This is a genomic window from Shewanella xiamenensis (assembly GCF_024971755.1).
Taxonomy (GTDB): domain Bacteria; phylum Pseudomonadota; class Gammaproteobacteria; order Enterobacterales; family Shewanellaceae; genus Shewanella; species Shewanella xiamenensis.
Window position 1 is genome coordinate 4368661 of record NZ_CP079718.1, and the last position, 26718, is coordinate 4395378.

General features: G+C 44.9%; 27 protein-coding genes. 11 read left to right on the forward strand and 16 right to left on the reverse strand.

Going from position 1 to position 26718, the window contains the following annotated elements:
- Positions 1-60 precede the first annotated feature (60 nt).
- Entirely contained in the window at positions 61-810 is a 750-nt protein-coding gene (locus KXJ80_RS20250) for a ferredoxin--NADP reductase (protein WP_218737444.1), read from the reverse strand.
- Between the two features lie 109 nt (positions 811-919).
- A complete protein-coding gene (locus KXJ80_RS20255) occupies positions 920-1525 on the reverse strand; it encodes a DUF5610 domain-containing protein (RefSeq protein WP_037414307.1) in 606 nt (201 codons plus the stop codon).
- A 183-nt stretch (positions 1526-1708) separates the two neighbouring features.
- Here KXJ80_RS20255 and KXJ80_RS20260 point away from each other — a divergent pair, with 183 nt between their 5' ends.
- The 3 genes from KXJ80_RS20260 (at position 1709) to KXJ80_RS20270 (ending at position 4156) form a co-directional block, all read left to right on the forward strand.
- On the forward strand, positions 1709-2302 hold the full coding sequence (locus tag KXJ80_RS20260; RefSeq protein ID WP_218737445.1) for a histidine phosphatase family protein: 594 nt from the start codon (positions 1709-1711) through the stop codon (positions 2300-2302).
- 11 nt (positions 2303-2313) lie between these two features.
- Positions 2314-3804, forward strand: a complete 1491-nt coding sequence (locus tag KXJ80_RS20265) for an FMN-binding glutamate synthase family protein (RefSeq protein ID WP_218737446.1) — start codon at positions 2314-2316, stop codon at positions 3802-3804.
- 145 nt (positions 3805-3949) lie between these two features.
- On the forward strand, positions 3950-4156 hold the full coding sequence (locus KXJ80_RS20270; RefSeq protein WP_037414301.1) for a hypothetical protein: 207 nt from the start codon (positions 3950-3952) through the stop codon (positions 4154-4156).
- A gap of 35 nt (positions 4157-4191) precedes the next feature.
- Here KXJ80_RS20270 and KXJ80_RS20275 read toward each other — a convergent pair whose 3' ends face one another.
- The gene (locus KXJ80_RS20275) at positions 4192-4449 is read right to left on the reverse strand and encodes a hypothetical protein (protein ID WP_037414299.1); all 258 of its coding nucleotides are present in this window, start codon (positions 4447-4449) and stop codon (positions 4192-4194) included.
- A 110-nt stretch (positions 4450-4559) separates the two neighbouring features.
- Positions 4560-6350: an ABCB family ABC transporter ATP-binding protein/permease gene (locus KXJ80_RS20280; protein WP_218737447.1), complete on the reverse strand. Its 1791-nt coding sequence runs from the start codon at positions 6348-6350 to the stop codon at positions 4560-4562.
- A gap of 503 nt (positions 6351-6853) precedes the next feature.
- On the opposite strand from KXJ80_RS20280, the gene KXJ80_RS20285 reads away from it, so the two are divergent.
- Positions 6854-7030 (forward strand): hypothetical protein, encoded by a 177-nt coding sequence (locus tag KXJ80_RS20285; RefSeq protein WP_011624090.1) that lies wholly within the window; start codon positions 6854-6856, stop codon positions 7028-7030.
- Positions 7031-7080: 50 nt separating this feature from the next.
- Here the strand turns inward: KXJ80_RS20285 and aroG are convergent, their stop codons facing one another.
- The 5 genes from aroG to KXJ80_RS20310 all read right to left on the reverse strand — a co-directional run bounded on the left by aroG (position 7081) and on the right by KXJ80_RS20310 (position 11815).
- A complete protein-coding gene (gene aroG, locus KXJ80_RS20290) occupies positions 7081-8139 on the reverse strand; it encodes a 3-deoxy-7-phosphoheptulonate synthase AroG (protein WP_037414295.1) in 1059 nt (352 codons plus the stop codon).
- Positions 8140-8446: 307 nt separating this feature from the next.
- Positions 8447-9634 carry a tetratricopeptide repeat protein gene (locus tag KXJ80_RS20295; RefSeq protein ID WP_218737448.1) on the reverse strand — a complete coding sequence of 396 codons (1188 nt, stop codon included), beginning with the start codon at positions 9632-9634 and terminating at the stop codon, positions 8447-8449.
- A gap of 118 nt (positions 9635-9752) precedes the next feature.
- Positions 9753-10100, reverse strand: a complete 348-nt coding sequence (locus KXJ80_RS20300; RefSeq protein ID WP_218737449.1) for a hypothetical protein — start codon at positions 10098-10100, stop codon at positions 9753-9755.
- A 115-nt stretch (positions 10101-10215) separates the two neighbouring features.
- The gene (amtB, locus tag KXJ80_RS20305; RefSeq protein ID WP_218737450.1) at positions 10216-11466 is read right to left on the reverse strand and encodes an ammonium transporter AmtB; all 1251 of its coding nucleotides are present in this window, start codon (positions 11464-11466) and stop codon (positions 10216-10218) included.
- A gap of 10 nt (positions 11467-11476) precedes the next feature.
- Positions 11477-11815, reverse strand: coding sequence for a P-II family nitrogen regulator (locus KXJ80_RS20310; RefSeq protein ID WP_011071066.1), 339 nt, complete (start codon positions 11813-11815; stop codon positions 11477-11479).
- Positions 11816-12141: 326 nt separating this feature from the next.
- Between KXJ80_RS20310 and KXJ80_RS20315 the strand changes: the two genes are divergently transcribed.
- Positions 12142-12684: a hydrolase gene (locus tag KXJ80_RS20315; RefSeq protein ID WP_218737451.1), complete on the forward strand. Its 543-nt coding sequence runs from the start codon at positions 12142-12144 to the stop codon at positions 12682-12684.
- 50 nt (positions 12685-12734) lie between these two features.
- Here the strand turns inward: KXJ80_RS20315 and KXJ80_RS20320 are convergent, their stop codons facing one another.
- From KXJ80_RS20320 to KXJ80_RS20340, 5 genes are all read right to left on the reverse strand, one after another.
- On the reverse strand, positions 12735-13469 hold the full coding sequence (locus KXJ80_RS20320) for an Lcl domain-containing protein (RefSeq protein WP_218737452.1): 735 nt from the start codon (positions 13467-13469) through the stop codon (positions 12735-12737).
- A gap of 97 nt (positions 13470-13566) precedes the next feature.
- Entirely contained in the window at positions 13567-14376 is an 810-nt protein-coding gene (locus KXJ80_RS20325) for a hypothetical protein (RefSeq protein WP_218737453.1), read from the reverse strand.
- A gap of 134 nt (positions 14377-14510) precedes the next feature.
- Positions 14511-15215: a LysE family translocator gene (locus tag KXJ80_RS20330; protein ID WP_218737454.1), complete on the reverse strand. Its 705-nt coding sequence runs from the start codon at positions 15213-15215 to the stop codon at positions 14511-14513.
- A 102-nt stretch (positions 15216-15317) separates the two neighbouring features.
- On the reverse strand, positions 15318-16148 hold the full coding sequence (locus KXJ80_RS20335; protein WP_218737455.1) for a helix-turn-helix transcriptional regulator: 831 nt from the start codon (positions 16146-16148) through the stop codon (positions 15318-15320).
- Between the two features lie 883 nt (positions 16149-17031).
- On the reverse strand, positions 17032-19113 hold the full coding sequence (locus KXJ80_RS20340; protein WP_218737456.1) for a TonB-dependent receptor: 2082 nt from the start codon (positions 19111-19113) through the stop codon (positions 17032-17034).
- A gap of 454 nt (positions 19114-19567) precedes the next feature.
- Between KXJ80_RS20340 and KXJ80_RS20345 the strand changes: the two genes are divergently transcribed.
- A complete protein-coding gene (locus KXJ80_RS20345; RefSeq protein ID WP_218737457.1) occupies positions 19568-20368 on the forward strand; it encodes a transporter substrate-binding domain-containing protein in 801 nt (266 codons plus the stop codon).
- A gap of 34 nt (positions 20369-20402) precedes the next feature.
- Here KXJ80_RS20345 and KXJ80_RS20350 read toward each other — a convergent pair whose 3' ends face one another.
- Entirely contained in the window at positions 20403-21353 is a 951-nt protein-coding gene (locus KXJ80_RS20350; RefSeq protein WP_218737458.1) for an HAAS signaling domain-containing protein, read from the reverse strand.
- A 1-nt stretch (position 21354) separates the two neighbouring features.
- Positions 21355-21711 carry a PadR family transcriptional regulator gene (locus KXJ80_RS20355; protein ID WP_039978743.1) on the reverse strand — a complete coding sequence of 119 codons (357 nt, stop codon included), beginning with the start codon at positions 21709-21711 and terminating at the stop codon, positions 21355-21357.
- A 305-nt stretch (positions 21712-22016) separates the two neighbouring features.
- Here KXJ80_RS20355 and KXJ80_RS20360 point away from each other — a divergent pair, with 305 nt between their 5' ends.
- The 5 genes from KXJ80_RS20360 (at position 22017) to KXJ80_RS20380 (ending at position 26631) form a co-directional block, all read left to right on the forward strand.
- Positions 22017-22628 (forward strand): excalibur calcium-binding domain-containing protein, encoded by a 612-nt coding sequence (locus tag KXJ80_RS20360; RefSeq protein ID WP_218737459.1) that lies wholly within the window; start codon positions 22017-22019, stop codon positions 22626-22628.
- Between the two features lie 207 nt (positions 22629-22835).
- On the forward strand, positions 22836-23183 hold the full coding sequence (locus KXJ80_RS20365) for a thioredoxin family protein (RefSeq protein WP_218737460.1): 348 nt from the start codon (positions 22836-22838) through the stop codon (positions 23181-23183).
- Positions 23184-23471: 288 nt separating this feature from the next.
- The gene (locus tag KXJ80_RS20370) at positions 23472-24449 is read left to right on the forward strand and encodes a transposase (protein WP_088586145.1); all 978 of its coding nucleotides are present in this window, start codon (positions 23472-23474) and stop codon (positions 24447-24449) included.
- A gap of 260 nt (positions 24450-24709) precedes the next feature.
- A complete protein-coding gene (locus KXJ80_RS22445) occupies positions 24710-26053 on the forward strand; it encodes an RHS repeat domain-containing protein (protein ID WP_310795077.1) in 1344 nt (447 codons plus the stop codon).
- A complete protein-coding gene (locus tag KXJ80_RS20380; protein WP_218737462.1) occupies positions 26047-26631 on the forward strand; it encodes a hypothetical protein in 585 nt (194 codons plus the stop codon). Before KXJ80_RS22445 ends, KXJ80_RS20380 begins: the two co-directional genes overlap by 7 nt.
- Positions 26632-26718 lie beyond the last annotated feature (87 nt).

Consider the following 26718-nt stretch of genomic DNA (forward strand, 5'->3'; position numbering starts at 1 on the left):
TCTAAATGACAACTATAAAGCAACGAATACTTTGGTAACGGATACTAAACACTCGCATTATTACCAATATTTTTCTACGGTAATTTGCCCAGGAGCACGGCGTAAATTTTTCGAGAGCCCCTTATCAAGCAATGCCGCTTGGGCGCCACTAATCATCCCAGGATTACCGCAAATCATCACCTGGGAATCCGCCGCACTTAAGGTTAATCCGACTTTTCGCTCGATTTCACCCGAGACTAAGCCATCGGGGATACGACATTGCAATGCGTCATCAAGCTTTTCACGGGTCACAGTTAAACACAGGATAAACTGATCTGGATATTGCATCGAATAAGCCTTTAGTTTATCGAGGTAGGCTAAATCTTTAGCTTCGCGCACGCCATAGACAAGTACGATCTTCTCAAAACGCTGCCAAGGTTCGGCGGTATCCAGCATGGATAAGAATGGCCCGATGGCCGTACCTGTGGCTAAAAACCATAAATGCCGACCTTGTAATTCTCCCTTTGGGATCTCATCTAAGGTCATAAAACCCGTTGCCGTTGGAGTGATGTCTATTTCATCACCGATGGTAAGATTCTGTAATTGTGGGGATAACTGGCCATCCTCTACAGCAACAGCCAAAATCTCGGCATTGGGTTTATCGGGAGAATTAACAAGGGAATAAGCTCTAGCGATACGCTTATCATCTTGCAGTTGACTGAGTTTAATAAATTGACCGGGAATAAAGGGAGCTAACTCGGCCGCTATCCGCAGTGAAAATAACTTGTCGTTCCAATCAATACGTTCAATAACGCGTCCCCTAGTCCACATAACTCGCCCTCAAGCAAAACGTTAAATAGGCTCCTAGCATAGACGGTTATTCACACAACAAAAACCCCTTATCGTAAGGGGCTTAAGAGTTAAGATATGCAAGATTAAATTAAGTGTTAGTTGCTTGAGTCTCATTTGATTTTTTATTAAAACTGTCCCTAAAGGCCTGTAATCCTTCTTGGACAAGCCCATAGGTTTTATCCACACCATCGGCAATGTCGCCCTGCAGCACTTTAAGACCAGATAAAATATCCCTCGCCTCTTTAAAGCCATTATCGATAGCGCCACCAATGATGGTCATAAAGCTGTCGAGCTGTTCGTCAAAACTCATATTCGAATTTTGCTGCTGATGAACACTAAAAAATTGCGTCGCGAAACTCACAATACGATCGGCAGTGGCCTCGGGGGATGTATCGACACCGTTATCATAGGCGGTTTGAATCGCGTTCTCGCCCATAGAAGGGGCTAACTCTTTGTTTATCGCTTCGATTGCTGCGCGATAAAGCAAAGTCATAGATTGATCACCCGACTTTAGGCTTACATCTTCCTGCGCAGATAGAATCGCTTGATTCATTAACTGCTTACTGGTTTGCTGCGCCGTCTGTTTAGAGGTGGCATCCACATTTTTCGTCTTATCACTATTTGCCGCGTTTTCAGCATATTTACTGTGGGTCGAAGAAGTACTCTGTACCTGTGCAGGGTTATTGATTTCCATGATGCTAGTCCACTCAACTTGGGGAGACTTAATTATCGACCAAAATTTGAGCAACTTTAGCAATTTTATAAATTGCAGTACCATTCATACTTAATGCGATGATACAAATAGAGAATAGGTTTGTTTATTCAATACCATCCTAACCCCACTCTTGCACACGCCCATAAAATAAGGATATAAGGCATGGCAACCGCCCAGTATGTACATGGTTTTTTGCGGCATAATCGAAGAATCGGTTTCAATTCAGGAACGCTAATACAATCATTACTGATAAGTCTGCTATTCTTCGCCAGCATTGGACTTAGTCCGATCAATCAAGCTATTGCCGATAATCGATTAATCATTATCGTAAGACATGCAGAAAAAGCTGATGAGCCCGCAGGCGATCCTCCCCTTTCAGCCAGTGGCAATATACGTGCTCAGGCGCTTATCAGCGCCTTAAAACGTACCCCCATTTCACAGCTGATTGCGACCCAATATCAAAGGACTCAGCAAACCTTATTACCGATTTCAACGGAGCGGCATTTACCGATTACTGTGCTCGAGGCAAAAAAACCTCTCGAAACCCATATCCAACATATTGTGGAACAAGTACATGCGGTTAAAGGTAACAGCTTAATTGCAGGGCACTCCAACACCGTGCCACTTATCATCAAGGCTCTCGGTGGCCCTGAAATTACCAACATCAGTGAAGATGATTACAGCCAGTTGTTTTTACTTTCCATTAATGATGGACAACCTGCCAGCTTGATCTCCACCCGCTACGGCAATGAATAGAGGATAACAAGATGCACGAATTGAATTGGTTTATGTGGGGACTAGATCTCTTATCTGGGCTGTTTTTAATCATTATCGGTTTTGGCGCTCTAGCCATTGTCTACATGTACTTTGCTGACAAATTGCAAACCAAACAGGCAGTACGCCATAACTATCCTGTGATTGGTCGTTTTAGATATTTATTTGAGAAACAAGGTGAATTTTTCAGACAATACTTTTTTGCCCAGGACAGGGAAGAACTCCCCTTTAACCGCGCAGAACGAAGCTGGGTATATAGAGCGGCTAAAAATGTCGATAGAACGATAGCATTTGGCTCGACCCGGCCCTTGGACACGACTGGTACGATTATGTTTATGAATACCGCCTTTCCGACCCAAGATGAGGACATTACACCCATTCATCCGCTGACTATTGGCGCCGATTGCCGCGAACCTTACACCACTAATACCATTTGCCACATCTCTGCCATGAGCTTTGGCGCCCTGTCCCGCCCCGCTATCACCGCCTTATCCCATGGTGCGGCGCAGGCAGGTTGTTGGTTAAATACAGGTGAAGGCGGTTTAAGCCCTTATCATTTAAAGGGCGGCTGTGATTTAGTCTTTCAAATCGGCACCGCCAAATATGGCGTTCGTAACGAGCACGGCCATTTAGACGATAACAAACTCAAAACAATTGCGGCGCACCCTCAAGTCAAAATGTTTGAAATCAAAATGAGTCAAGGCGCAAAACCCGGTAAAGGTGGCATCCTACCTGGCGTAAAAGTGACAGAGGAAATCGCCCATATTCGCGGTATTCCACAGGGACAAGATTCCATCAGTCCCAACGGTCATATCGAGTTTAAAAATGTTGGCGATATTCTGGATATGACTGCCAGAGTGCGCGAAGTCACGGGTAAACCCACAGGAATAAAAGCCGTACTCGGCGACGTAACATGGCTTGAGGATTTTTGCGATGAAATTGAACGTCGTGGAGAAGCATCTGCTCCAGACTTTTTTACCTTAGATAGCGCCGATGGTGGAACAGGTGCCGCGCCGCAACCTTTAATGGATTGTGTTGGCCTACCGCTAAAAGAAAGTCTACCTATTTTGGTTAATGTATTGATTCAACGTGGATTGCGTAAACGTATCAAAGTGATCGCCTCTGGTAAACTCATCGTCCCTTCACGGGTCGCTTGGGCGCTCGCCTTAGGCGCTGACTTTATCGCCTCAGCCCGTGGGAATATGTTCGCCTTAGGCTGTATTCAAGCATTGCAATGCAACAAGGATACTTGTCCCACTGGAATTACCACACACAATAAAAAACTTCAGCAAGGACTTGATCCAAAAGACAAATCTAACCGAGTTGCCAATTATAACCATAATCTACACCACGACTTGGCGCTAATAGCCCATGCATGTGGGGTAACAGAACCAAGGCAGCTCAAACCTTCCCATGTGCGGATTGTACTTGAAAGTGGCTTGTCGGTTTCACTGGATAAATATTATTCCCATATCAATCAATAATTAATAAATTTCCAGTGCATAACATACGACTTTCATCTAAAGTTAATTCAGCAATAACTAATTTGAATGTGTATCACAAAAGGAGTAAAATCCGTGATACACGCATTGAATTAAACCATTTTATATTTATTGTTAAGGAAACACTGTGAAATCTAGCTTTGTAAGCCAAATGTCTGACAGCAAAACTGCCAGCACAAGCTGTAAGAGCTGTAATCGCTTAACAGAGATCGAAGGCGAGCTGTTGTGTTTTCGTGAAGGTCAAGTCATTCGTCTGAAACGAATTGACGACTCGACCAATAAATTCAATCTGCTGTGTGAAGGTTGGAAGGCTGGAAAACCCAAGGGGATATAATTTTATATATCCTATTATTTCTCTCGTGATTCTGCTTAACAAACACCATGAATATCAGCGTTATATTCATTCGTTCCACGAATAATCCCAGCCAGTCCCATATCTAGATTCAGTTTGGCCAGCGTTAACCGTCTTGTTGTCACTTTCAGACCTGCATTGAGCTCAGCATGAATTCGTTGTAGCGAATCATAATCTACACCGCGCTTTTGAAGCGTTGCCATAATCGCAAACCAGTCTGTGCTGACTTTCTCTTCTCTGCCTTCAATATTGACTCTTAATGCCATATTTTCCATGCCAAGCACCTCTTATGATTATTTGCTTGGATTCGAGTATAGAGAGCCTTAGCTGAATAAAAACTGAATTGTCGCAACGCTATTAGACTTACAGCAAACGCTTTTGATAATTACACCAAGAGCTGTTGTTGCTCATTTTGTATCCGCCACAACTTAGCGTAAAGGCCGTCCTGGGCTAATAATGCTGTATGATGTCCCTGCTCAACAATTTCGCCTTTGCTTAAAACAACAATCTGATCAGCATCAACAATAGTCGATAATCGATGTGCAACCACTAAGCTGGTGTGTCCTTTGGCCACCTCGCGAAGGGCCGTTAAAATAGCCTGTTCGGAGCGACTATCGAGGGATGAAGTCGCCTCATCAAATACTAACACTGGCGATCCTTTTAAGATCGCGCGAGCAATCGCAACTCGTTGTTTCTCGCCACCTGAAAGTTTTAATCCCCGCTCACCCACTTTGGTATCCCAACCCTGTGAAAGTGAAGCAATAAAATCTTCTAAATGAGCGAGTTTAATAGCATCGCGCACTTCATCATCACTCGCATCAGGGCGACCATAACGAATGTTCTCAACTAAAGAATCATTAAATAACACTGTATCTTGTGGCACTATCGCAATCGCTCTGCGAAGCGCATCTTGTGTTAACAGGCGAATGTCGTGTCCATCAATCAAAATACGTCCTTGCTCTACATCGTAAAAGCGGAACAATAGTTTGATTAATGTGGATTTTCCCGCACCGCTATCCCCAACCACAGCGACCTTTTTACCCGCTGCAACTTTAAAACTAACATTACGCAGTATGGGTCTGTCATCATAGTTAAAACTGACCTGCTCAAAACTGAGCTCGCCACGGGAAGGGTGAAAATCTAATGCATCGGGTTTATCTATAATACTAGGGTGTTTATCCAGCAAACTGAACATCCGCTCGATATTGGCTAAAGCGCCACGGATCTCACGGTAGACAAATCCCAAGAAGTTTAGCGGCATAAAGAGCTGCATCATAAAAGCATTGATCAGCACAAAGTCACCTATGGTCATTTCATTGTTGGTCACTTTATAAGCCGCTAACGCCATCATCGCCGTCATCGCTAAGGCAATAATCAGCGCCTGCCCGCCGTTGAGGGCAAAAAGCGATAAACGATTCTTACGCTTAGCGACTTCCCATTGTTCTAGAGCCTGATCGTATCTATCAGATTCATATTTCTCGTTATTAAAATACTTCACGGTTTCATAATTCAGCAGGCTGTCGATAGCGCGGGTATTAGAGAGGGAGTCGGCCTTGGCGGCATCGCGCACATATTCGGTACGCCACTCGGTAGCAATGACCGAAAACCAAATGTAGGCCATCACGGAGGTAAAGGTGATAGCGGCAAAGGCAAGTCCATAATTAAAAAAGAAAATGCCAATGACCATGGCAATTTCTAACAGCGTCGGCACTATGTTAAACACCATAAAACGCATCAAAAAGCTCACGCCACTGGTGCCACGTTCAATGTCTCGCGATAAACCGCCCGTGCGTCGCTCTAGGTGAAAATCCAAATCGAGTCGATGTAGGTGATCAAACACCGCAAGGCCTAAACGCCGAATAGCCCGCTCTGTTACTCGACCAAATAAGGTATCGCGAATTTCCCCTGTAATGGCAGTTAACAGTCGTACTGCGCCATAGGCCAATACTAAGCCGATAGGCACACTCAAGGCCTGCGCTGTTTTATTAACATCTAAAGTATCGACTATATCTTTGAGAATAAACGGCAAACCGACACTAGCAAGCTTAGCAACAATAAGGCAAGACATAGCCAATGCCACCCGCCCCTTATATTCAAGCAAATAGGGCCAGAGCAATTTAATCACATGCCAATTGAGCTTATCGATGGGACCTTCAAAGTACAGTGTTGGACGCATATATCTAAACCTTTGCCTAAGTCGGTCAATTGTAACAGCATGGCGAATAATAAAGTGAATCAAAGGATAAAGTTTTAATAAAATCAATCAGATTTTTCTGACAGACAAACCACTTATCACTTGGCACAATTACCACTTATACCAGCTGCCGGTACTGAAGTAATGAGACGTCTTTAATTAGATATCCGCATAGAAGTGCCTCGATATAAAAATGTCACACTAACGACTTACCCTAGGAGAAATCACTAAGGGCTTATTAACGATAAGAAATGCCATAGTTGCAAGGTTTTATCCGAATAATGAACGCTAAAATAGGCTGCGATAACATGGATTGGAGTGTTGATTATTTTGTCGGTTTTACCCAAAATGCCCCATGGACTTAAGTTCACTAGCAGCAGGATTTGCAAACCTCTGGCCGCAGCGGCGAGTGAAGCAATATGCTCTGTACTCGTTTTGCGATAACACTAAGATAACTCAAATAAATCAAGATCGAAGGATGTTTTATGTTGGATTCAGCCAAAGTTCAATACCCGCCGTTACCACTGATCCAAACTTGGGTGTGGATGATGATCGAGTCAGGGAATCCAGAAATTCAGGACAAAGGCCGAAATAACCTGATTGCCGCTTTTGGTAGCTTAGCCAAAGCGAACGAATATTTAGCCGAAATGAGCAAAAAATAATAAAAATAAAGGCGCTGGGATAGCGCCTTTGTTTTTGATCTTTAAGCGTATTAATCGCGCTGACGACGCTCAATTACACTCTGATTTAACACCGCTAACAAACGTTCCGTATCTTCCCAGCCAATACAGGCATCGGTGACACTCTGACCATAACATAAGGCTTGACCTTCGATCAGATCTTGGCGTCCCTCGACTAAGTGACTTTCAACCATCACACCGAAAATTGCCTTATTACCCGCCGCTATTTGCTCAGCAACCTCGTTCGCAACCTGCATTTGACGTTGATATTGTTTACTGCTGTTGGCGTGGCTAAAGTCGATCATGATGTTGTCGACTAGCTTAGCCTTTTTCAACTGCTCGCTGATTTGCGCCACATGGCCTGCGCTATAATTTGGCTCACGGCCGCCACGCAAAATGATATGACAATCAGGATTACCTTTGGTCGACACAATCGCCGAATGGCCAAATTTAGTTACCGATAAAAAGTGGTGCGGCGCATTCGCGGCGCCAATGGCATCAATCGCCACCTTAATCGTGCCGTCGGTACCATTTTTAAAGCCTACTGGACAAGATAACCCCGAGGCCAACTCGCGATGTACTTGTGATTCCGTAGTGCGAGCACCAATAGCGCCCCAACACATCATATCCGCCACATACTGCGGGGTAATCATATCGAGAAACTCACCCGCGGTCGGCATGCCAGAGTCATTCAAATCGACCAAGAGTTTACGCGCGGTACGCAAACCATCGTTCAGTTTGAAGCTGTTATCCATATAAGGATCGTTGATGAGCCCCTTCCAACCCACTGTGGTACGCGGCTTTTCAAAATAAACACGCATCACCACTTCGAGCTGATCTTGATAACGTTCTCTGAGCGCAACCAGTCGCTGGCCATATTCCAATGCAGCTTTAGGATCATGAATAGAGCAAGGGCCAATAACGACTAACAAACGATCATCTTGACGAGCGAGAATGTTATGGATGCTTTGGCGGGCGTTAAACACAGTTGCAGCAGCGTTTTCGGAAGCAGGAAATCGTTCAAGAATCGCAATCGGTGGAAGTAACTCTTTGACTTCATTAATGCGAACGTCATCATTTTGGTAATACATAATTTACTGCTCCAACTCTCGTGTTTAGGCTATTTTTATCGCTGCAATAGGGATCTCGACTGCAATACTGAATTCAATTTATCCAGTCTGCGCCGCTAATGCAACCAAGTTGTCTCCATTTCAAAAAATCAGCTATAACATCTTGTTTTAACATATTTTTAAAAAATACAAATCCAAATATTTCAATGTGATATGCAAACTAAAGCCAAGCAAGTGTTGGGGTTGGAAGCAAGCGGTGATGAAAGCGGAAATAAAAAACCTCCTTTATCAGGTATTAAGCACAAACAAAGGAGGTTGAGTTAAGAATTTAGTGTTGCTGCATGGCCTGTAACTTGGCCTGATAACGATGCTTATCGGTGGCTTCGCGGCTAAGTGCCACCGCCTTTTCCATATTCTGTTTAGCGCGTTTTTCATCACCCAGCGCCCAATAGGTGCGTGACAGACCAAAGAAAAACTCATGGCGATAATCGGCCTTATCAACCGCCCTTTGATACCAAGCGAGCGCCTCACGGTATTGATGCTCATCGTAGGCCTGCTCGCCCATATCATAGTAGTAATAAGGGTTACGAATGCGCGCTAATTCAAGCACTTTATGGATCTGTGCCCACTCATCTAAACGCCCCTGTTCACCTAAGATCACCGCTAAGTTATAGAGGGTCGTCATATCGCTAGCATCAAACTTAAGGGCGTAGCGATAAACTTGCTCTGCACGTTGCTCATCGCCCTTGTGGCGATAAATCACGGCTAAGGTGTTGAGTGCAGAGATAAAGTGTCCAGATTTTAAGCCCGCTTTAATCAGCGCATAGGCGCGGTCTAAATCGCCTTCGACTAAAGATTCGGCGGCCATATTGTTGTAAAACATAGTCGTTAAGGTCTGGCGATTGATTTGCACTTTGTTGTAGCCTCGCAGGGCGCGCTCGGGCATAAAGTCGACCAAAATGGCATGGGTCGACACATAAACCGCATGCACGCTTGAAGCGGGTAGCAAGCGCAGATTGACATGGCCATTGATCAGATAAAACTCGCCCTGTTTGTCCCATACGGGTTCAATCGCAATATCCTGAAACTCAGTGCCAATCTTAAAAATATCCGCTAGCGCCGATGTCATCACCACCAACGACATGCAATTCCCCGCACGCTGGGCGTAGGTTTCGCTGGCGGTTTGAGTCAGATTATCTTGATAGTGAAAGTCGCTGTGGCCACCATCTTGGTTAGCATTGATATAACTGGCTAACCATTCGTGCACCGCGACGGGATTTTTCGTCGAGAAGCTATAGCGATCGTAGGCACGCCGGACATCAGCTACAACAGAGGGCGGAAGACTAAAAATATCCTCGACGCGAGGAATATTATTAACCGGTGTAAACAACGAATCGGCAAACAGGGCATCTATCTCATTATCACTAGGTTTGGGAGCTGTCGAGCTGCAACCCCATAATAGTAAAATTAATAATGAGCAGAATATACCGCTAGAGATGGTGCGCAGTTGTATCATGATACGTCCCCCAGACCATAAGGCTCCTATTTGAGCTTATTACACTTGGCCAAAAAGACGTCATTAAATGGTTACAAAAAATAACGACCTGTCGCATAGGATTGCGGCAGTTTGAGAGTTAACGCTGCGCCGGAGGGTCAACCTTGATATACACATCCTGCTGCTGATAACGGTAAGGACGATAGTTATCTTGGCCACAGCGAAAGTAACGGTATGGCTGCATCTGCACGATACACCCAAGGGGCAAGGCTTGCAGAATTTGAATTTGCTCCTGTCTTCTCAAAGACTCCTGCCATTCATAATCTTTCAGGACTTGGTCGCGAACAGCAAAAGCATCGAAAGGCTTATCCGAGCGAGTCACCACAACTTGCCCCGCAAAAGTGGGCAAGGCTAAGAGAGCACTCAGCATCATCCCGAGCAAACAGGTACGTCTAAGTGGTGCGGTGAGATCCGAGATTAAGCGCATCGTTAGCTCCTTGTTGCGGTGCAAGTAGAATCGAAGACCCATAAAAAAAGCAGAGCACTTGGCTCTGCTTTACTATCCTCTTATCCCTTAGAGGCATCAAGTGTATCAGCGCGAGTTAGCCCGCACTTTTTACAGTTACAAACTCTGGGTAAGCATCGATACCACAGTCAGATGCATCCATACCGTTATATTCTTCTTCCTCAGAAACACGGATACCCATGGTCATCTTCAGTACAAACCACACCGCAAACGACGCGCTAAATACCCATGCGAAGATAATCGCTGCACCCGTTAATTGCGCCGTGATAGTAGCGTCGGCATTTGATAACGGCACACACATTAAACCGAGGAAACCCGCTACGCCGTGTACAGAGATTGCGCCGACTGGGTCATCAATCTTAATTCTGTCCAAACCGACGATAGAGAACACCACTAAGCCACCGGCAACAAGGCCAATCACACCCGCCATCAGCAGTGAAGGCGACAGCGGATCGGCGGTAATTGCCACTAAGCCCGCCAGAATACCGTTGAGGATCATGGTCAAATCTGCTTTACCCCAAATCATTTTGCACACAACGAGGGCAGAAATAGCACCAAAAGCAGCCGCGGTGTTGGTGTTTACGAAAACTTTAGCGACAGAGCTAGCGTTGGCCGCATCTGAGACCATTAATTGTGAGCCACCGTTGAAACCAAACCAGCCCATCCACAGAATAAACATCCCTAAGGTCGCCATTGGCAGGTTAGAGCCTGGGATTGGGTTGACTTGGCCGTTAGGGCCATATTTGCCCTTACGAGCACCGAGCAGTAACACCCCAGCGATAGCCGCCGCAGCACCTGTCATGTGCACAATCCCGCTACCTGCAAAGTCAACAAAGCCCAAGCTAGAGATAAAGCCTTTACCCCAAGTCCAGTAGCCTTCAACAGGATAGATAATGCCTGTCATCACCACGGAGAAGAACAGGAAAGCCCATAACTTCATCCGTTCAGCGACGGCGCCAGAGACAATCGACATCGCCGTTGCTACAAACACTACTTGGAAGAAGAAGTCAGATTCCAAGGCATGGTTAGCATCGCTAGCTTGTGAGCCAATCAGCGTACCGAGTGAAGGCAAACAGCCACCTTCAGCATTGTCGACATACATAATGTTGTAGCCAACCAATAGGTACATCACACAGGCAATCGCATATAACACCACGTTTTTAGTTAAAATTTCGGTGGTATTTTTAGAGCGTACTAGGCCAGCTTCGAGCATGGCAAAACCCGCTGCCATCCACATAACTAAGGCGCCAGAAATCAAAAAATAAAAGGTGTCGAGTGCAAAGCGCAGTTCAGAGACTGTCACGCCTAATTTTGTTAGTTCTTCCATCTTCCGCCCCCTATAGCGCTTCAGTGTCGAGTTCACCCGTACGAATACGGATGGCATGTTCTAAGTCGATAACGAAAATCTTGCCGTCACCAATTTTTCCCGTATGAGCCGCAGTGGTAATCGCCTCAATCAGCATGTCGAGATTTTCTGCTTTAGTGGCAATTTCTAGTTTTACTTTTGGCAAAAAATCCACCTGATACTCAGCGCCACGGTACAACTCTGTGTGCCCCTTTTGACGGCCAAAACCTTTAACCTCGGTCACCGTCATCCCCTCAATACCAATTCCGGCGATAGCTTCACGGACATCATCCAATTTAAATGGCTTGATGATAGCGCTGACTAGTTTCATCCTGACCTCCAAAAAAACGCGATTGTTATTAACTTGTAGCCAAGATAATTCAATCATTAGGCCAGAATTTTAATCAATTGATTTAAAAGAAATAATAAAGAATACACTTGAATTAACCGATTAAAAATGCACCAGACTTGTGCAAGCGTTGGAGCAGCGCACTCTTTTAGTGAGCAATTTAAGTGCACGGCATATTCGACTTTTGCCCTATTGGTGAGGCTGCTCAATTAGGGTTTACTAACAGTGCAAAAAACAAACAATTCACAAAATAAGCAGAGCAATCGCTAAACGATGCCTTTATTCCACCCGCGCAGAAGGAATACCCGATGTTAAAACCCGAAGAATGTGTACTCGTTATCGTCGATGTGCAGGGAAAGCTCGCTCAGATTATGGACAACTCAGCCAAGCTTCATCAGCAGTTGAGTACACTCATCCAAGGCGCGCAGCTGTTTGAAATTCCTATCCTTTGGCTCGAACAATTACCCGCCAAACTAGGCTCGACCACTGAAGAGTTAAAAATCTTACTCGAAAAAACGGGCTCGCCCATTGCCAAGCAACACTTTAGTGGTTGGTATTGTGATGAATTTGCTAATGCGTTAACCCAAACTCGGCGGAAACAGGTGTTGCTCGCGGGGATAGAAACCCATGTTTGCGTATACCAGACTTGCCGTGATCTGCTCGATCAGCACTACTCAGTGCATGTCGTCGCCGATGCCGTTTCTTCCCGCAGCGTTGACAATAAACAACTGGGCATTCAAATGATGACCGCCAAGGGAGCCACGCTGACCAATGTGGAGTCACTGTTATTTGAACTGCAACACGAGGCCCAAGGCGACCGATTTAAGGCGCTGATTAAGTTGATTAAATAAGGCTGATTAAATGAGACGAGAAGAGAGCTTATTCAAGCTCTCTTTAGTATTCAAAATGCGGCGACACAAACGGCATAGTTGGCACTATTGGCATAACTGCGAGAACTATAGCCGCTAGGGGCGACCGAGATAATGCCGGCCACGAATTGGGTCTCATTGACAGTGCTAGACCAAGAGTCAATCGTCGAACTCCACTGCGCACGTTGATAGGCTGCGCGACTCTCGCCGTACCCATAGAGAGTGTTTAACTCCTGCTCTGTTGGCCTGCGCCAATTGTCTTTACCTGCAAACTCGAGTGAAGCCAATTTTTGGCACCAGCGGTCAAACTGACCGTTAACACCAATCTTGGCCTCATTGCCCTTGGCCGCTTCGGTGCCGGGTAAGATAACGCCCTTACCGTCTTGACGAAACTGCGCATATTCTCCTTGGCTTGGGCCAAACACAAATTCCTCCTTTACATAAAATGTCATCGCATAGGAATCGCCACTGTTGTCGGCATCATCTTGTTTTAAGTAACCCAAGGCGTTCATCACCGCGATAGAAGGCGAACTGCTAAACCATTTAGTTTGGCGATCACTTTTATCGTAAAGTGCTTTTATTTTTAAGCAGTTAGTTGATGCCAGAGTGCGGTCGTTATTGTCTAGGCCGCCATCAAAGCTAGTATCGATTGGCGTACCTTCGACATGGCCGCACAGGGGAATTTGCTCTTTTTGGCGACATTCAGTGAGTAAAAACAACAGCACTATGGCAGTGCCGAAAACGACGATTTTGGCGGGATTAATCATCACAACAAACCTAAATCCGGTGTTGATAAAAGACAGCTACAGGCAACCTCGATGGCATTCGCATCAGGGAATTGCCTTAAGCGAATGACCAATAAAGCTATAGCGCCTTAATCACAGGCTCCTGTACCAGCAATTGATCGTTTTTGTAGACATAAAGTCTACCCACAGGACTCTCTTCGGCGCTGAGCACTATCACATCGCAAACATAGAGATAGGGACCACTTTTAAACTGGAAGGAATGATTACCGCCAGTACCCTCGCGCACCAATTGACCCTTTTTGAGGACTAAATCAGGTTTCTCGCTCAGGGATTTACCCTTTGCCCAAGCGGCATAACGGTATTGGTTATTATCGATGGCATCGACACGTATGGTAAATCGCGCGGTTTCCCACGCGAGTACTGGGCTAGCAAATTCGCGCACACTCTCGTGTAGCATCGATTTTTGCTGCGCGATTAGCTCGTCTCTTAATTTGGCTTCCTCTGGGCTTTGATAATTAATGCCCGAGATTTTGCCATCAAAGTCCAACCAGACACTGCCGTGATCGAGCATAATGCCGCGCCAGCCCATAGTCTCCCAGTTGTTCTCTGTGGTCGAATTGGCAATTTGACTCAGCAACTTGCTATCAAAGACTTGCTGGAATCTCGTCAGCATTTGCTGTGGATTTTGTATATCGGGGAGCGGATATTCCCGCTTGAGAGGATAAGCAATCTGCTTGGCAATCGCCTGACGATCACCCACCTTGGCCGCATCAATCAAAGCTTGCACCTGCGGCACATATTCCGCTTCTAGTGCGGCCAAAGCCTGTGGTGCGAGGCTTAGACTCCCCAGCAGCAAGCCTGCAAAAAGCCCTAAGCGCGAAAGTCGATGAATAGCTGAATATGTTCGAGAAGACAGAGCATGAGGCATGGCTTATTCCTTTAAAGTCAAAAACATCCAAATTAAGACTTGGCAAGGATAGCATAGCTAAGGTGGGATAAACATAAACAATCCCATCCAAGCCTATGTGTTAAAAGCCGAATCACAGCCTCGCTCAGTTCTCATTAAGCCAACAGCAAACTAGACACTATCGCCACTGCGACCGACATAAAGATCACCCCAATCACCCCATCGATGATAGGCGTCAGTCGTTGCAGCTTTTGCTGCACCTTGGCCTTAGAGAGCATCAGCGCCAGAAAGCCAAACCAGAGCAGTGACAAGACAAATAACAACAACGCTGCGGCGAATTTAGTCACGGGCGTCACGCTGGGAGTGATCAGGGCAGAGAATAAGGTTAAGAAAAACACTAAAGCTTTAGGATTCAATAAATTGGTATAAAGCCCCCGCATAAAACCCTGTTTAGCTGACAAAGCGTTGACCGCACCCGCCATTGACATATCAGCGCTGTTTTCTGATGTCGTTGTGAATCCAGAAGGATCGGCGCCCTCACCGTTCAATAGGGTTTTGGGTTTACTGAAAAAATCCACCGCGGCCTTTAGTGCGCCAAATCCCATCCACGCCAAATACGAAGCGCCCAGCAATTGCACTAAGAGATACAAGGTATGGGAGCTTTTAATCACTAAACTAACGCCGGTTAAACTCAAAATGGTATGGGCTAAAATCGCCGCCGATATCCCGACCGCCGTGGCGATTGCGGTGTTTCGCGGCTGTGAGGTGGCAATCTTCACCATAATGGCAAAATCCGGCCCGGGGCTGACTAAGGCAACACAATGAATAACGGCTAAAGTGACTAACAGGGATACATCCATCAATACGGCTCCGCAAAACAAGAAAAACAGAAAGTCCAGTATGACTAAATCGCCAGAGCTTGCATTGTAATAAATTGCACGCCGCTAATTTACCGAGACAAATTAAAGCATGCGCCGCTGGAATTGGGCGGGAGAGAGTAAAAAAGCCTGCTTAAACGCCTTATTTAGATGACTCTGATCGAAAAAGCCTAACTGCTGCGCCACATCTACCACCAGTGCGCCATCGGTTAAGGACTTTTTCGCTAACTCTAATCGCACCCGCTTAACGTAGGCATGGGGCGTCATCCCCGTTGCCTGTTTAAACTGCCTTAAAAATTGAAACTTACTCAGGTTGACCTCATTGGCTAGACCTTCAAGCTGAGTGTTTTGCCAAGGTTCATCGTGGATTTTCTGTTTGATTCGATTTAACTGCTGCCATGATAGCCCCCTATCCTGCTCAAGTTTAAGCACTCCTGCCGGATGGCGCGTTAATAATAGCTGCATAAAATTCAGCAGATGGGACTCGGCCGCAAGCTCAGAACATTGAACTTGGATAAGCAAATCATGCAACTGGATAAAGTACTGATATAACGCGGGGTCATCCACCATAGGTGCATTAAAAAAATGGGCCTTCAGCCCTAACTCTAGGCTGATACCATTCATATATTCCACGGGGATCGACATCACCTTAACCCGATAACCTTCGGCGTCGCGGCTTTGTCCATCATGGGTTTCATCGGGATTGAGGGTCGATAGCCCATGTTGTCCTAGCTGATAATGACAGCCCTTATTGATAAATTGCTGTACCCCTTGAGTCACCACACCTAAGTGATAATCCAGATGCACGTGTTTATCAAAACTGAAATGGGTAAATTCCGCCTGACTCAGTTCAATGCCCGAGAGACTGGGATGGCGCCAGTAATTGATATTTTCAACGGGAGTCACACGGCTCATAGGGCCTTAATCTCACAGGGCAAACATAACTTTAGATACTACCCATTCTAGCCGCCGAGCCCTTGGTCGGAATAGTAAATTATTGCAGCGCCCTCCCCAAAAATGCCAAACGCCCAAATGCGGCGTGTTGTGAGTTCCAAATGGCGAATGACTGCCGTGGCCGCTTTGTGCCTCAATGGCATGGCCTTCGCTATTATAGAAGCCAATGTGACCGTGTTCGATAACGCTTTAAACCACAAAGCAAAGTAATTGTGTTAGTTCAATAAAGTAGTTGTTTTAGTTCAATGTTAGTTATATCAGCGGGTAATGCCAGTGAGATCACATGGTATAACGGCTCACGATCGTGTTTGATGTTTAACGCCCTAAAGTCCCCTTGCGCTAAGTGACAGAGCACTTTCAACGGAGAAATAACGCAAATACTCGCCATTGGGAGCCTATTGTTCAAAGGTGGTGTTATCCCTTTAAATAACTCTGAGTAGTGTCATCTGCCAGCGTTGCCCCTTATTAGCATTGTTCACTTGGTATTGGGCTGTTAAGTGGCTTGCCTTAAGCGTTGCACATTGTGCATTCACCTCGTTGGTAGAAGAAGCGGTAAAGGGAGTGGCTAATGCCGTGATTAAACTTCAGGAGATAACGGCAGCGATCCGTTTAATATTCATCACCAATTTTAGTATTGAGTGATTGAGGGTATTCCCTTAAAGGGCGCCTACAGCTTCAATGTCAAACATGGCTAACTATCTTGATTTTAAAAATATTTTATTTGAGCTAGATGTCGAAATGATGATGTTAAACAGAATAGAAACGCTAAGTTTATCCTAGGTGCGGAACAAACTTAGCGTATCGGTTGGCGCTAGCAATGGTCACTCAAGAATGGTCACTCAAGTTAGAAACGATAACTGACACTCACCCGCACCATACGCGGCTCAACAGGATGATAATGCAAGTCTTCCACGCCTTCAGCTGGCTCACCCGCTAGACGAGACTCGTAGAAATAATCGATATCGTGGTCTTTGCTATCAAATATATTCAATAGCTCCAGCTTAGTATCGAAGCCCGATAACTGATAACCCAGGGCAAGGTTAACTAAGGTGGTGTCATCGGCTTTATGCTCATCAAAACTATCGAGAATTCGCTCACCTAAATATCTCAGCCTGACACTGGTATACCAACCATCGCCATCGGGACGGTAGGTAATACCCGCACTGCCAACAAAGGGCACGGCACCATCGACATATTTGCCTTCATCGAGTTCATTTTCGGTAAAACGGGCACGAGTCCAGGCCAGTTCCATATCTAAGCTCACATCATCGTTAAGCCAATAATAGGCCGTGATTTCAGCGCCGTAACGCTCAGAGGCGCGGCTTGGTTCGGTATTGCCCGCATCGCCAACGAAGAGTAGTTCAGAGTCGAGTTCCAAATACCAAAGCGCGGCAGAGAAGTTAATAAAGTCGCGATCATAGTATTTGACCCCAAACTCGCCACCATTGGATCGCACTAACAAATCGACCTTTTCAACCGGATCGCCCGTGACTGGGTCGACCTTAATGGTTGCGCCGCGGGCATCGTTAGAATGCAATCCTTGCCCCGCATTCATATAGAGTTCCAGATTATCGTTCACTAGGTAGGAAGCGCCCGCCTTTAAGCTCAACATACCATCGGAAGCATCGCCGCTGTTGAGGGGATTATCACTATCGACCTGCACATCGAAATAGTCGTATCTCAAGCCTAAATTCAAACGCCATTGGTCAGCAGGCAACCACTCCAGCTTGCCAAACAATCCCGTAGAGAGTTCCTGCACTTCATCGAGTCTCACAGTGCTGAGGCGTTCCCGTGCTTTGGTGTTATATAAACCCACGGCACCAATATCGTCGTAGCGCACATCGGCACCTAGACTGTAATTGATTTGTGTCCCCGCCAGACTCATTTGCCAGTCGCGTTTAATATCGCCGCCCCAAATGGTGCGCTCATCGACCTGCTCAAATTCATCGCCATTGATGGGATCGTTTAAGAAGTAGGTAAAGTTTGAAAACAGATCCATGGTCGAGCGAATGGCATAGGCATTGGCCTGCCAATTGCCTGCATCATAATTCGCCGAAATGCTGTAACGACTGGCCTCACCGCCCACATCGGTGTCGAGTGAACCGTAAAAATCAATCAGCCCAGACTCCACCGCCCGCGCCGGAATTTGATCCGCCGAATTCCAGCTATTGTCGTAGGCCATCATAGTGAGGCTAAAGTCCCCGCCATTAAGCTTAGTAAGATAGCGACCTACCACATTGATCTTGCTGACATCCTCCTTAATATCACTCCAAGGACCATCGTAAGCCTGTAATTCTGTTCCTAAAATAAATCGGCCGACCTCGGTCTTCATATCCTGAGTCGCCACCAGCCGTTGATAACCGTATTCCCCTAAGGTCACCCCAACTTGGCGATAAGCGAGTTCATCGGCGAGCAGAATTTGCGCCGCACCCGCGCCAGAAAAGTCTGCCACTTCAGGATAATAAGCTCCTTTGGCATAACGTATTTCCCCTAACAGCTCGGGGATTAAAAAGTTAAGATCCGTATACCCTTGCCCATGCCCGTGAGTCCGCATATTGACAGGCATACCTTCGACGCGAGTATTAAAATCTGTGCCATGGTCTAAGTTAAAACCGCGTAGAAAATACTGATTCGCCTTACCCGAACCACTGTGCTGAGTGACTATCATCCCGGGGACAAACTCAAGGATCTCCCCCGTGCGCAGCAGCGGGCGACTCTCGATCTCCGCCGCCCCCACAATCCCTTCAGACGCCGAAGTACTATGGCCTAAGGTATTAATTTGCCTGCCACGCACTTCTAAACGCTCGATTTTATCCAGATCATCGGCCAGTGCTGTGGCCGATAAGCCGCAAAGTGGCAATAAACATACGCCGGTTAAATAGGCTTTAGCTGACCGTGTTTTTAAAATGTGTTGTTTTAGTTTCATTGAGTGTTTCCCTAGTCAACGAGTTGATGACGCGGATTTAACACTGACTTCACAGCACAAAAGCGGATCTAGCTCAAACTCCAGTGAGAGAAAAATCGCCAACAACATTTATCTATCAAATTTATGTGCTGAGTCGCACGCTTTTATCGACAAAAGGACAATTTGTCCGCCACCAGATCACATTTTATTGCCGATATTGAGGTTTTTCACCGTTCGAAGAACAAGGGAGAATAAAGCTAAGCCAGTGAATTAGGATGGCTATACTCTATATAACCAGAGCTCACTATGCGTACGACAGAGTGCCTTGATATGCGCAAAAATCTGCGCATTCAGTGAGAACAATTTTCTTTTCAAAATAATCATTTATAGCATTGATTTAATTTGTTGAGTTTAGATTTTTCGACACTCGTTACCCCGAGTTCAGGTTATATAGTCAATATTAAAGGGAGTGAGTATGCCGTTTAGGAACCTTGCGGGTATATCCAATATATTAATTGGAATCGTCTTTTGCTTAAGCGCCCAAGCGAGTGAAACCACACCTTCGCCAACAGCGGCGACTGTAACGGATAAACCCATATTTACTATGGCGTTTTATGAGGATCCAGAGCATAGCTTTTACTTTAAATGGGCCGAACTCATTTACAGCCATGCCTTAGACCAACTGGGTTATCAATTTAGTTATGAACTCGTACCCGCAATTCGAGCCAGCAAAATGCTGGCGTCGGGTAAAGTCGATGGCGAACCCGGTAGAGTGTTCAACTATGGCGATAAAGTACAACATGTGATTAGGGTTGAAGAACCCATTATCGAAACACATTTAATCGCCTTTAGTAATAATCCGAATATCAAGCTTGCTGATTGGCAATCACTAACCACAGCAGACTATAAGGTTGAATATTATCGAGGCATATTGCGGGTTGAACAAATCCTTACAGCGCTTATACCAGAAGCGCGGCTTAGCGAATCATCTTCACCCATTAACTCATTTCGAAAATTACTTCACGGCCGGATAGATATCTACATCGATTCAGAAATAAGTTCACAACTCCTTCAGCAAACTCCTGAGTTTAAAGACGGCCTAATAAAACCGATAGCGACATTAGAGGCAATCACAAGCTATGGGTATTTAAACGAGCGCCATAGCCAACTGGCTATAAACCTTGCTGCACAACTCAAAAAAATGAAGCAGCAAGGTTTATTTGAACTGTACAAGCAACAAGCGCAAGCAAGTATTAGCAGTAAGCAAAACAAATAATCCCTCACCACGAATCACGCCACCATTTAAGCCTCTAGCTTGCAGTTAACTTTCGCCACCTCAACAGATCACGGATACATTCATAACTGGGGAATAATGCGGTAATCAACAGGACATGACTTAACCATTTATCTAACTGTTCCACTGTAAAAAGACCATTTAAGTCAGATCCTTGAACCTGTAACAATGGCGAGTTAAACGCCAGAAAAACAAGCAATAACGCATAGGCTAGATTCATCCCCATATTCGTTAGCAATAATGTTGCCGTCCACACCTGACGGCGCAGTTGCCAAAGACTATTGAAAATAGACAGCAAGATAATGGGGCTAAACCATTGCAGCAATTGCTGTACATTAACACTGAAGATAACTGAACGTGCCGCCAGTTGCTCGGCGCTCATCCAGACACTATTCCAAATTACCAAGAGTAAAAAAAGATAAGTCGCTAGATCGAAAAACACATCACTAAAGCGGATTTGCTGCCAAGAAGGCACCACTTTGGGCAGTTGTTGCGGTTGCCAGTCTTTACTACAGCCAGCGGAAATTGATTTTCCCTGAATTGAAAAACTCCAAAATGACAACACAATTACGGTAAATGCAAAGCAAGCATCACCGATAAAGCCGTGGACAATATGCAGCAGAAATCCTAATAAACTCCCTTCACTCGCACCAAGCCATTGGGTCGCCCCACCAATCACCTGCAATACAAATAAGACGCCCAGCACCATATACAAGGTGTACTTAAGCAAAGAGATATCTTCATTAGCCACTATGGGGCTTGGTGGCACAAATTGCCAGGCGACCTGTGCCGGATGTCCCATTTGCTTTAACACTGCGGCGATTTGTGATTCCGACAGCTCACCTTGTTCAGCAAGGGCATCCAATTGATCACAGATATTGGCTTTGAGTTCACGACTAATTTCCTGACGTTTATCTTCGGGCAATTCCCGTTGCACAGCGGCAATATAACGGTCAACTAATTCCATATCAGTTTTCCTCTGTATTCTCATCGGTAACCTGCCCTAGCAAAAATGCCAAGGCACCATTAAGTTGCTGCCATTCCTCGGTTAGTTGGCTAAGTAGCTCAGCCCCCGATGATGACAATTGATAGTAACGGCGTTCGCGCCCTTCAGCCTGTCGCCACTCACTGTCTAACAATCCCTGCTCGGCTAAACGGCGCACTAGGGGATAAAGCGTCCCCTCATCAATATCGATACCGCCGTCCTGCAACTGTTTGCGAAGCGAATAACCATAATGGGGTTGTTTTAACAATCCCAATACCGCCAACACTAATACGCCACGGCGTAACTCGAGTCGCATTTTGACTAGCTGTGAACTTGTCATACTCAATTCCTATTGATTAACACTGTGCCGTACATACTATGTGGCACACAGCAAATACTATGTGACACACAGTAATATGGCAAGTTTTTCGCGCAAAATTTAGTCAAAACGGTTTAGTGACTTGTTTTTCAAATCAAATAAACCACAAGGTACTGAGGCCATCGCCCGCACAAAGCAAAGAGCATCAATCGCGATGCCACCCAGATACAAATTGCCAAAAGGCTGTAACTTGAGTAACTTAGCTGGCAGCCTTTTATGCAAGTAAATCCAGTTAGGCGCAGAATCAACTCATAAGGAAACTATCAATGCTCATGGAGAGAGGCGTAGTAGTACGCTGGAACGATGAAAAGGGATTTGGTTTTATTCAGCCTGATAAATGTGGTGATCGCGATGTGTTTATCCATATCTCAGTACTTAAGAAGATGGCGCGAAAACCGAAAGTCGGCGATAGCATTTTATACCAAACAGAAGTCCAGAATGACGGCAAAATTAAAGCTGTAATCGCTTCAATAGAGGGCGTTGCGGTACTGGCAGCAACCCCCACATCAACAGCCGCAAGCCGAACGCCGCAGGTCAATCGAGGCAACAAAAGCGCCAATACTAAGAAAACCCAGTCATCACTCAACCGTTTGATTTCAACATTATTGTTCGTTGCCCTAGCGGGATTTGGCTATAAGGCATTTCAACAAAGGCAAGAAACTATTATTGAGGAAAAACCAGCCACTTATTCTGAAGTACAGCCACAAAGAACAGTCGAACCTCAATTTCACTGTGAAGCAGGTAAAACCCATTGCAGCCATATGCACTCCTGTGCTGAAGCGACCTTTTACATTCAAAATTGTCCCAACACGCAAATGGATGGTGATGGCGATGGTATTCCCTGTGAAAGCCAATGGTGCAGCTCATCCATGTTGTAACGAGGTAAAACAAAAATGATAAATAAGCTTTCACATTGGATCGATAAACTCAGCGGAACACAAATAGCAGGACTAATCGTATTCGGCATTATCATACTGACGGTGGGTCTATTTTTCGTAGGCTCATTTATCGGCAGCAGTGCCGTAAAATGGGGATTAATTCCGTGATACTCTGCCTGTAAAACCCCAAATTCGATAGGATTGTCCATGCCGACTGCCGCTATCCACACCCTTGAAACACCTGAGCAACTGGATGCCATACTAAAGCAAAATCCAGCGGTATTACTCTTATTCAGTGCGCCAAGTTGTGGCGTGTGTCAGGTACTAAAACCGCAAATCGCCGCTATGCTAGCCAAGGATTTTCCCCAAATGCAGCTAGTCTATATCGACTGTGAAACTCACCTAGAGCTTGCCGCGAGATACCAGGTTTTTAGTCTACCCGTAGTGGAAACAATATTTTATGGCAAAAGCTTTGCGCGCTTTTCGAAAGTGTTCTCCCTTGGCGATCTCAAAGAGGCAATTGCCCGCCCCTATGAATTACTGAATGCAGAATAACTGTCACCAAATAATAAAGAATCATACTGAAAAGGCAGCGCTCATATCTGTGTACAGACTTTTCTAAAACATTTATGCCCCATTCCGTGTTTCGGTTCGTTAGCTCAACCGAAAATTCCCACACTTGCTACCATACAAATTCTTATCTATTTGCCTATGTTTGGCCTCCCCTAAAGTTGGATCCCCTAAAGTTGGACACCCAACCCCTAAAGTTGGACACCCAGCCTTAATAGCGCGGTAGCTAACCTCCGACTATGCTTTGGTTAAGCATTGAACAAGGAGGTTTGTATGCCGCGCCCTCGCAGAACTCAGATAAGTCTTGAAGACACGCCCTATTACCATTGCTGTAGCCGCGTGGTGCGGCGGGCATTTTTATGTGGTGATGACAGTTACTCGGGTAAAAATTATGACCATCGTCGAGGTTGGGTAGAATCGCTAATGTTTGAACTTGAAGCTGTTTTTGCTATTGATATCGCAGCCTTTGCCGTGATGTCTAATCATCTGCATCTGGTGTTGCGAGTCGATATCGAGACGGCAAATCGTTGGACTGACCGCGAAGTGCTTGAGCAGTGGCATAAGTTGTTTAAAGGCGATGAGTTAACGCAAAAATTCGCTAAAGGTGAGTTAGTCGAAGCCCATCAGGTCAACCGATTAAAGCACTCAATCGCCCTTTATCGTAGTCGTTTGTGTGATATCTCATGGTTTATGCGCTGCCTTAACGAACCAATAGCAAGGCAAGCAAATCAAGAGGATAACTGTACAGGTCGTTTCTGGGAGGGGCGATTTAAATCGCAAGCCCTACTCGATGAAGCTGCGGTATTAGCCTGTATGACCTATGTTGATTTGAATCCGATTCGAGCGCAACTTGCTGATACACTAGAACAATCCGACCATACCAGTATCCAACTACGTATTCGGGCCGCATTAAAAGGTGAGCAGCCGAGTAATCTATTACCGTTTATTGGTAACGAGTGTGACAACCAACCCAATGGCATTGCGTTTTCCTTAACCGATTACCTTCAATTGGTGGAAGATACAGGCCGAATCATTCGCAATGATAAACGTGGAAGCATCAGTGAAAATAGTGGTAAGTTACTGACCAGATTAAATATCCCCCATGACAATTGGCTCAAATTGACTACCGAGTTTGGTAAGCTATTTCATGGTCCAGTAGGCACATTACAAGAACTGACTCATTACTGCGAACACTTAGAAAAGCGACGACGGCACTTTGTCGCAAGCTGCCAGCACTTTTACAGTGACTGACAACTGCTTATATCCCTTCGACAACAATCATTGCCTAAAACTTCCCAAGCACTATGGGATGACTTACCTCGTCTGAAATAAACCATTTTTTAATGAATTAGCTCAATTTATTACCTCAGATGCTATCCCTGTGACTTTTGATGGTTCTTTTTTGAACAATATTAACTTTTACAAGTTGTAGGTAAACGGGAAGTGCATTATGTTGTTGATTCAAAATGGGTGGCTCGATTTATTTTCTGACACGAACTATGACACATGATATGGATTATCGGTTAACAGATATTGATACGAGTGGTAAACAAGACCTCCATTTTGAATATGATGTTGCTAATAACATTGACAGTATCACCAATGGTCAAAATACCAGCTATAGCCAAACACTAGGATATGATGATGCATATCGTCTCGAAAGCGTAACGAGCTCGGCTGACAATCAATTTATGACCTACGATGACGTTGGCAATCGTAAGACTCACAGCGTTAATAACCTCAATCATAGCTCTCAATACTCATCTATCAGTAATCGACTAAATCAGTATCTGCCGAATGGTGTGGCTAAGAGTATTGGCCATGATGCAAACGGGAACATTATATCTGACAGTAGCCGTGGTAATACTTATACCTATGATGCATTCGAACAACTTATTAAGCTCACTAAAAATGGGATAGATACTCGCTACGGATATAATGCAATTGGTCAGCGAGCTTATAAGGCCAACGGCAGCAGCACCGAACGTTATGTCTATTCTACAGCAGGATTATTGCTTGCCGAACCAAACAGTGCCCAAGAGTATATTTATTATGGCGGTCAGCCTGTAGGCTATGTCAAAAGCAATCAGCTGTATTATGTCCACAATGATCAATTAGGTAGGCCAGAGTTACTGACCAATACCAGTCAAGCTGTTGTCTGGAAAGCTAACCTGAAAGCCTTTGACCGGACAGTACTAACCAGTAGTATTAGTGAGTTCAACATAGGCTTCCCTGGACAATATTTCGATATGGAATCCAGTTTATACTACAACATGTTTAGGTATTACGATCCTCAACTGGGTAGGTATATTCAAAGCGACCCGATTGGTTTGGCGGGGGGCTCTAATACTTATACTTATGCAGAAAATAACTCTATTGCATTAACTGACCCTACAGGGCTATTTGTTCCAGGGTTTCATAATCGATGGACAAATGAAGCAATGGGAATGTTGGGATGCAGTTGTGGAAGTTTAGGAAGTGATGTTGCAGGAGTTGATTTCAGGCCGGGCAGTCAAATGCCTGAAAATTCTTATACACACCACATGAGAGACGGTAAAGTTGATCAACCTATTCAAGACGCAACAGAACTGTATAACGAATTAATAAGCAAGGGGCTAACCAGTTGTAATAAAGATGACTTGGCGGCAGGAATACATGCATTGCAAGATAGTTTTTCCCCTGCTCATAGAGATATGCAACCTTGGAATGGAATGAATTACTTGAACCCAGCAGTTTGGGCTCATGGAGTTCAAGATTCCGTTGCTTCAATTACAACTTCCAATGCTGTACGGGCTGCTACGGCGTCTTACATAAAGTCTTCTGCTTGGTTTAAATTAGGAGGATGTGGATGCTAAAAATATACATTTATATGCTTATTTTTGCTTTTATCTCTGGTTGTTCATCAGCCACAATAACTAGTACACAACATGAATGTGCAGGATATCTTAATAATAAATTGATAAATTTTAATGTAATAGATTATTATGATAATAATAGTTTCAATGAAAATTATAAGTGGGATTACTCAGGGATTAGTCTTGCATCTGTGAAAGAAAAGTATTCTCCATTAAGTAAAATGCTCAGTAATGGTAGGCTTTCTGTATCTTTTAAGGTGCAGAGTGACTCTAAAAATTGGGCAGTTACTACTTTGGAAATCATAAATTATGGAAAAGTTTTAAATAAAACATTTCATGGCATGATTTTGGGCTTAAATGAAATAAATGATGAAATGTTTTTGATTATTGAAGGAGTGAAATCTAAGTCATTTAGATTTGATCATTTTATTGGAGAGGTAGTGGTTCCATCCCATACACCACCGTTGACGAATATAAAGCTCTCATTGGTTAATGTAAATGGAGAAATTATTTGCTCCTCTACAGTTGCAAATGATTTAATTTATCCCAAAGTAGAGACAAATATCTATCATTATTAAAATAACAAAATATCGGCAAATATCGGCAAATATCGGGGATATCGGGGGGATATCGGAGGGATATCGGGGACAGCCATATCTTTTTGT

Excerpts from the sequence above, each read along its gene's own strand:
- KXJ80_RS20365 (WP_218737460.1), top strand. The coding sequence starts at position 22,836 with ATGCCGACTGCCGCTATCCACACCCTTGAAACACCTGAGCAACTGGAT.
- KXJ80_RS20350 (WP_218737458.1), bottom strand. The coding sequence starts at position 21,353 with ATGGAATTAGTTGACCGTTATATTGCCGCTGTGCAACGGGAATTGCCC.
- KXJ80_RS20250 (WP_218737444.1), bottom strand. The coding sequence starts at position 810 with ATGTGGACTAGGGGACGCGTTATTGAACGTATTGATTGGAACGACAAG.
- KXJ80_RS20265 (WP_218737446.1), top strand. The coding sequence starts at position 2,314 with ATGCACGAATTGAATTGGTTTATGTGGGGACTAGATCTCTTATCTGGG.
- KXJ80_RS20310 (WP_011071066.1), bottom strand. The coding sequence starts at position 11,815 with ATGAAACTAGTCAGCGCTATCATCAAGCCATTTAAATTGGATGATGTC.
- KXJ80_RS22445 (WP_310795077.1), top strand. The coding sequence starts at position 24,710 with ATGGATTATCGGTTAACAGATATTGATACGAGTGGTAAACAAGACCTC.
- KXJ80_RS20330 (WP_218737454.1), bottom strand. The coding sequence starts at position 15,215 with ATGGATGTATCCCTGTTAGTCACTTTAGCCGTTATTCATTGTGTTGCC.
- KXJ80_RS20380 (WP_218737462.1), top strand. The coding sequence starts at position 26,047 with ATGCTAAAAATATACATTTATATGCTTATTTTTGCTTTTATCTCTGGT.
- KXJ80_RS20300 (WP_218737449.1), bottom strand. The coding sequence starts at position 10,100 with ATGCGCTTAATCTCGGATCTCACCGCACCACTTAGACGTACCTGTTTG.
- KXJ80_RS20345 (WP_218737457.1), top strand. The coding sequence starts at position 19,568 with ATGCCGTTTAGGAACCTTGCGGGTATATCCAATATATTAATTGGAATC.
- KXJ80_RS20335 (WP_218737455.1), bottom strand. The coding sequence starts at position 16,148 with ATGAGCCGTGTGACTCCCGTTGAAAATATCAATTACTGGCGCCATCCC.
- KXJ80_RS20315 (WP_218737451.1), top strand. The coding sequence starts at position 12,142 with ATGTTAAAACCCGAAGAATGTGTACTCGTTATCGTCGATGTGCAGGGA.
- KXJ80_RS20275 (WP_037414299.1), bottom strand. The coding sequence starts at position 4,449 with ATGGAAAATATGGCATTAAGAGTCAATATTGAAGGCAGAGAAGAGAAA.
- KXJ80_RS20285 (WP_011624090.1), top strand. The coding sequence starts at position 6,854 with ATGTTGGATTCAGCCAAAGTTCAATACCCGCCGTTACCACTGATCCAA.
- KXJ80_RS20355 (WP_039978743.1), bottom strand. The coding sequence starts at position 21,711 with ATGACAAGTTCACAGCTAGTCAAAATGCGACTCGAGTTACGCCGTGGC.
- KXJ80_RS20255 (WP_037414307.1), bottom strand. The coding sequence starts at position 1,525 with ATGGAAATCAATAACCCTGCACAGGTACAGAGTACTTCTTCGACCCAC.
- KXJ80_RS20340 (WP_218737456.1), bottom strand. The coding sequence starts at position 19,113 with ATGAAACTAAAACAACACATTTTAAAAACACGGTCAGCTAAAGCCTAT.
- KXJ80_RS20320 (WP_218737452.1), bottom strand. The coding sequence starts at position 13,469 with ATGATTAATCCCGCCAAAATCGTCGTTTTCGGCACTGCCATAGTGCTG.
- KXJ80_RS20295 (WP_218737448.1), bottom strand. The coding sequence starts at position 9,634 with ATGATACAACTGCGCACCATCTCTAGCGGTATATTCTGCTCATTATTA.
- KXJ80_RS20325 (WP_218737453.1), bottom strand. The coding sequence starts at position 14,376 with ATGCCTCATGCTCTGTCTTCTCGAACATATTCAGCTATTCATCGACTT.
- KXJ80_RS20360 (WP_218737459.1), top strand. The coding sequence starts at position 22,017 with ATGCTCATGGAGAGAGGCGTAGTAGTACGCTGGAACGATGAAAAGGGA.
- KXJ80_RS20260 (WP_218737445.1), top strand. The coding sequence starts at position 1,709 with ATGGCAACCGCCCAGTATGTACATGGTTTTTTGCGGCATAATCGAAGA.
- KXJ80_RS20370 (WP_088586145.1), top strand. The coding sequence starts at position 23,472 with ATGCCGCGCCCTCGCAGAACTCAGATAAGTCTTGAAGACACGCCCTAT.
- aroG (WP_037414295.1), bottom strand. The coding sequence starts at position 8,139 with ATGTATTACCAAAATGATGACGTTCGCATTAATGAAGTCAAAGAGTTA.
- amtB (WP_218737450.1), bottom strand. The coding sequence starts at position 11,466 with ATGGAAGAACTAACAAAATTAGGCGTGACAGTCTCTGAACTGCGCTTT.
- KXJ80_RS20280 (WP_218737447.1), bottom strand. The coding sequence starts at position 6,350 with ATGCGTCCAACACTGTACTTTGAAGGTCCCATCGATAAGCTCAATTGG.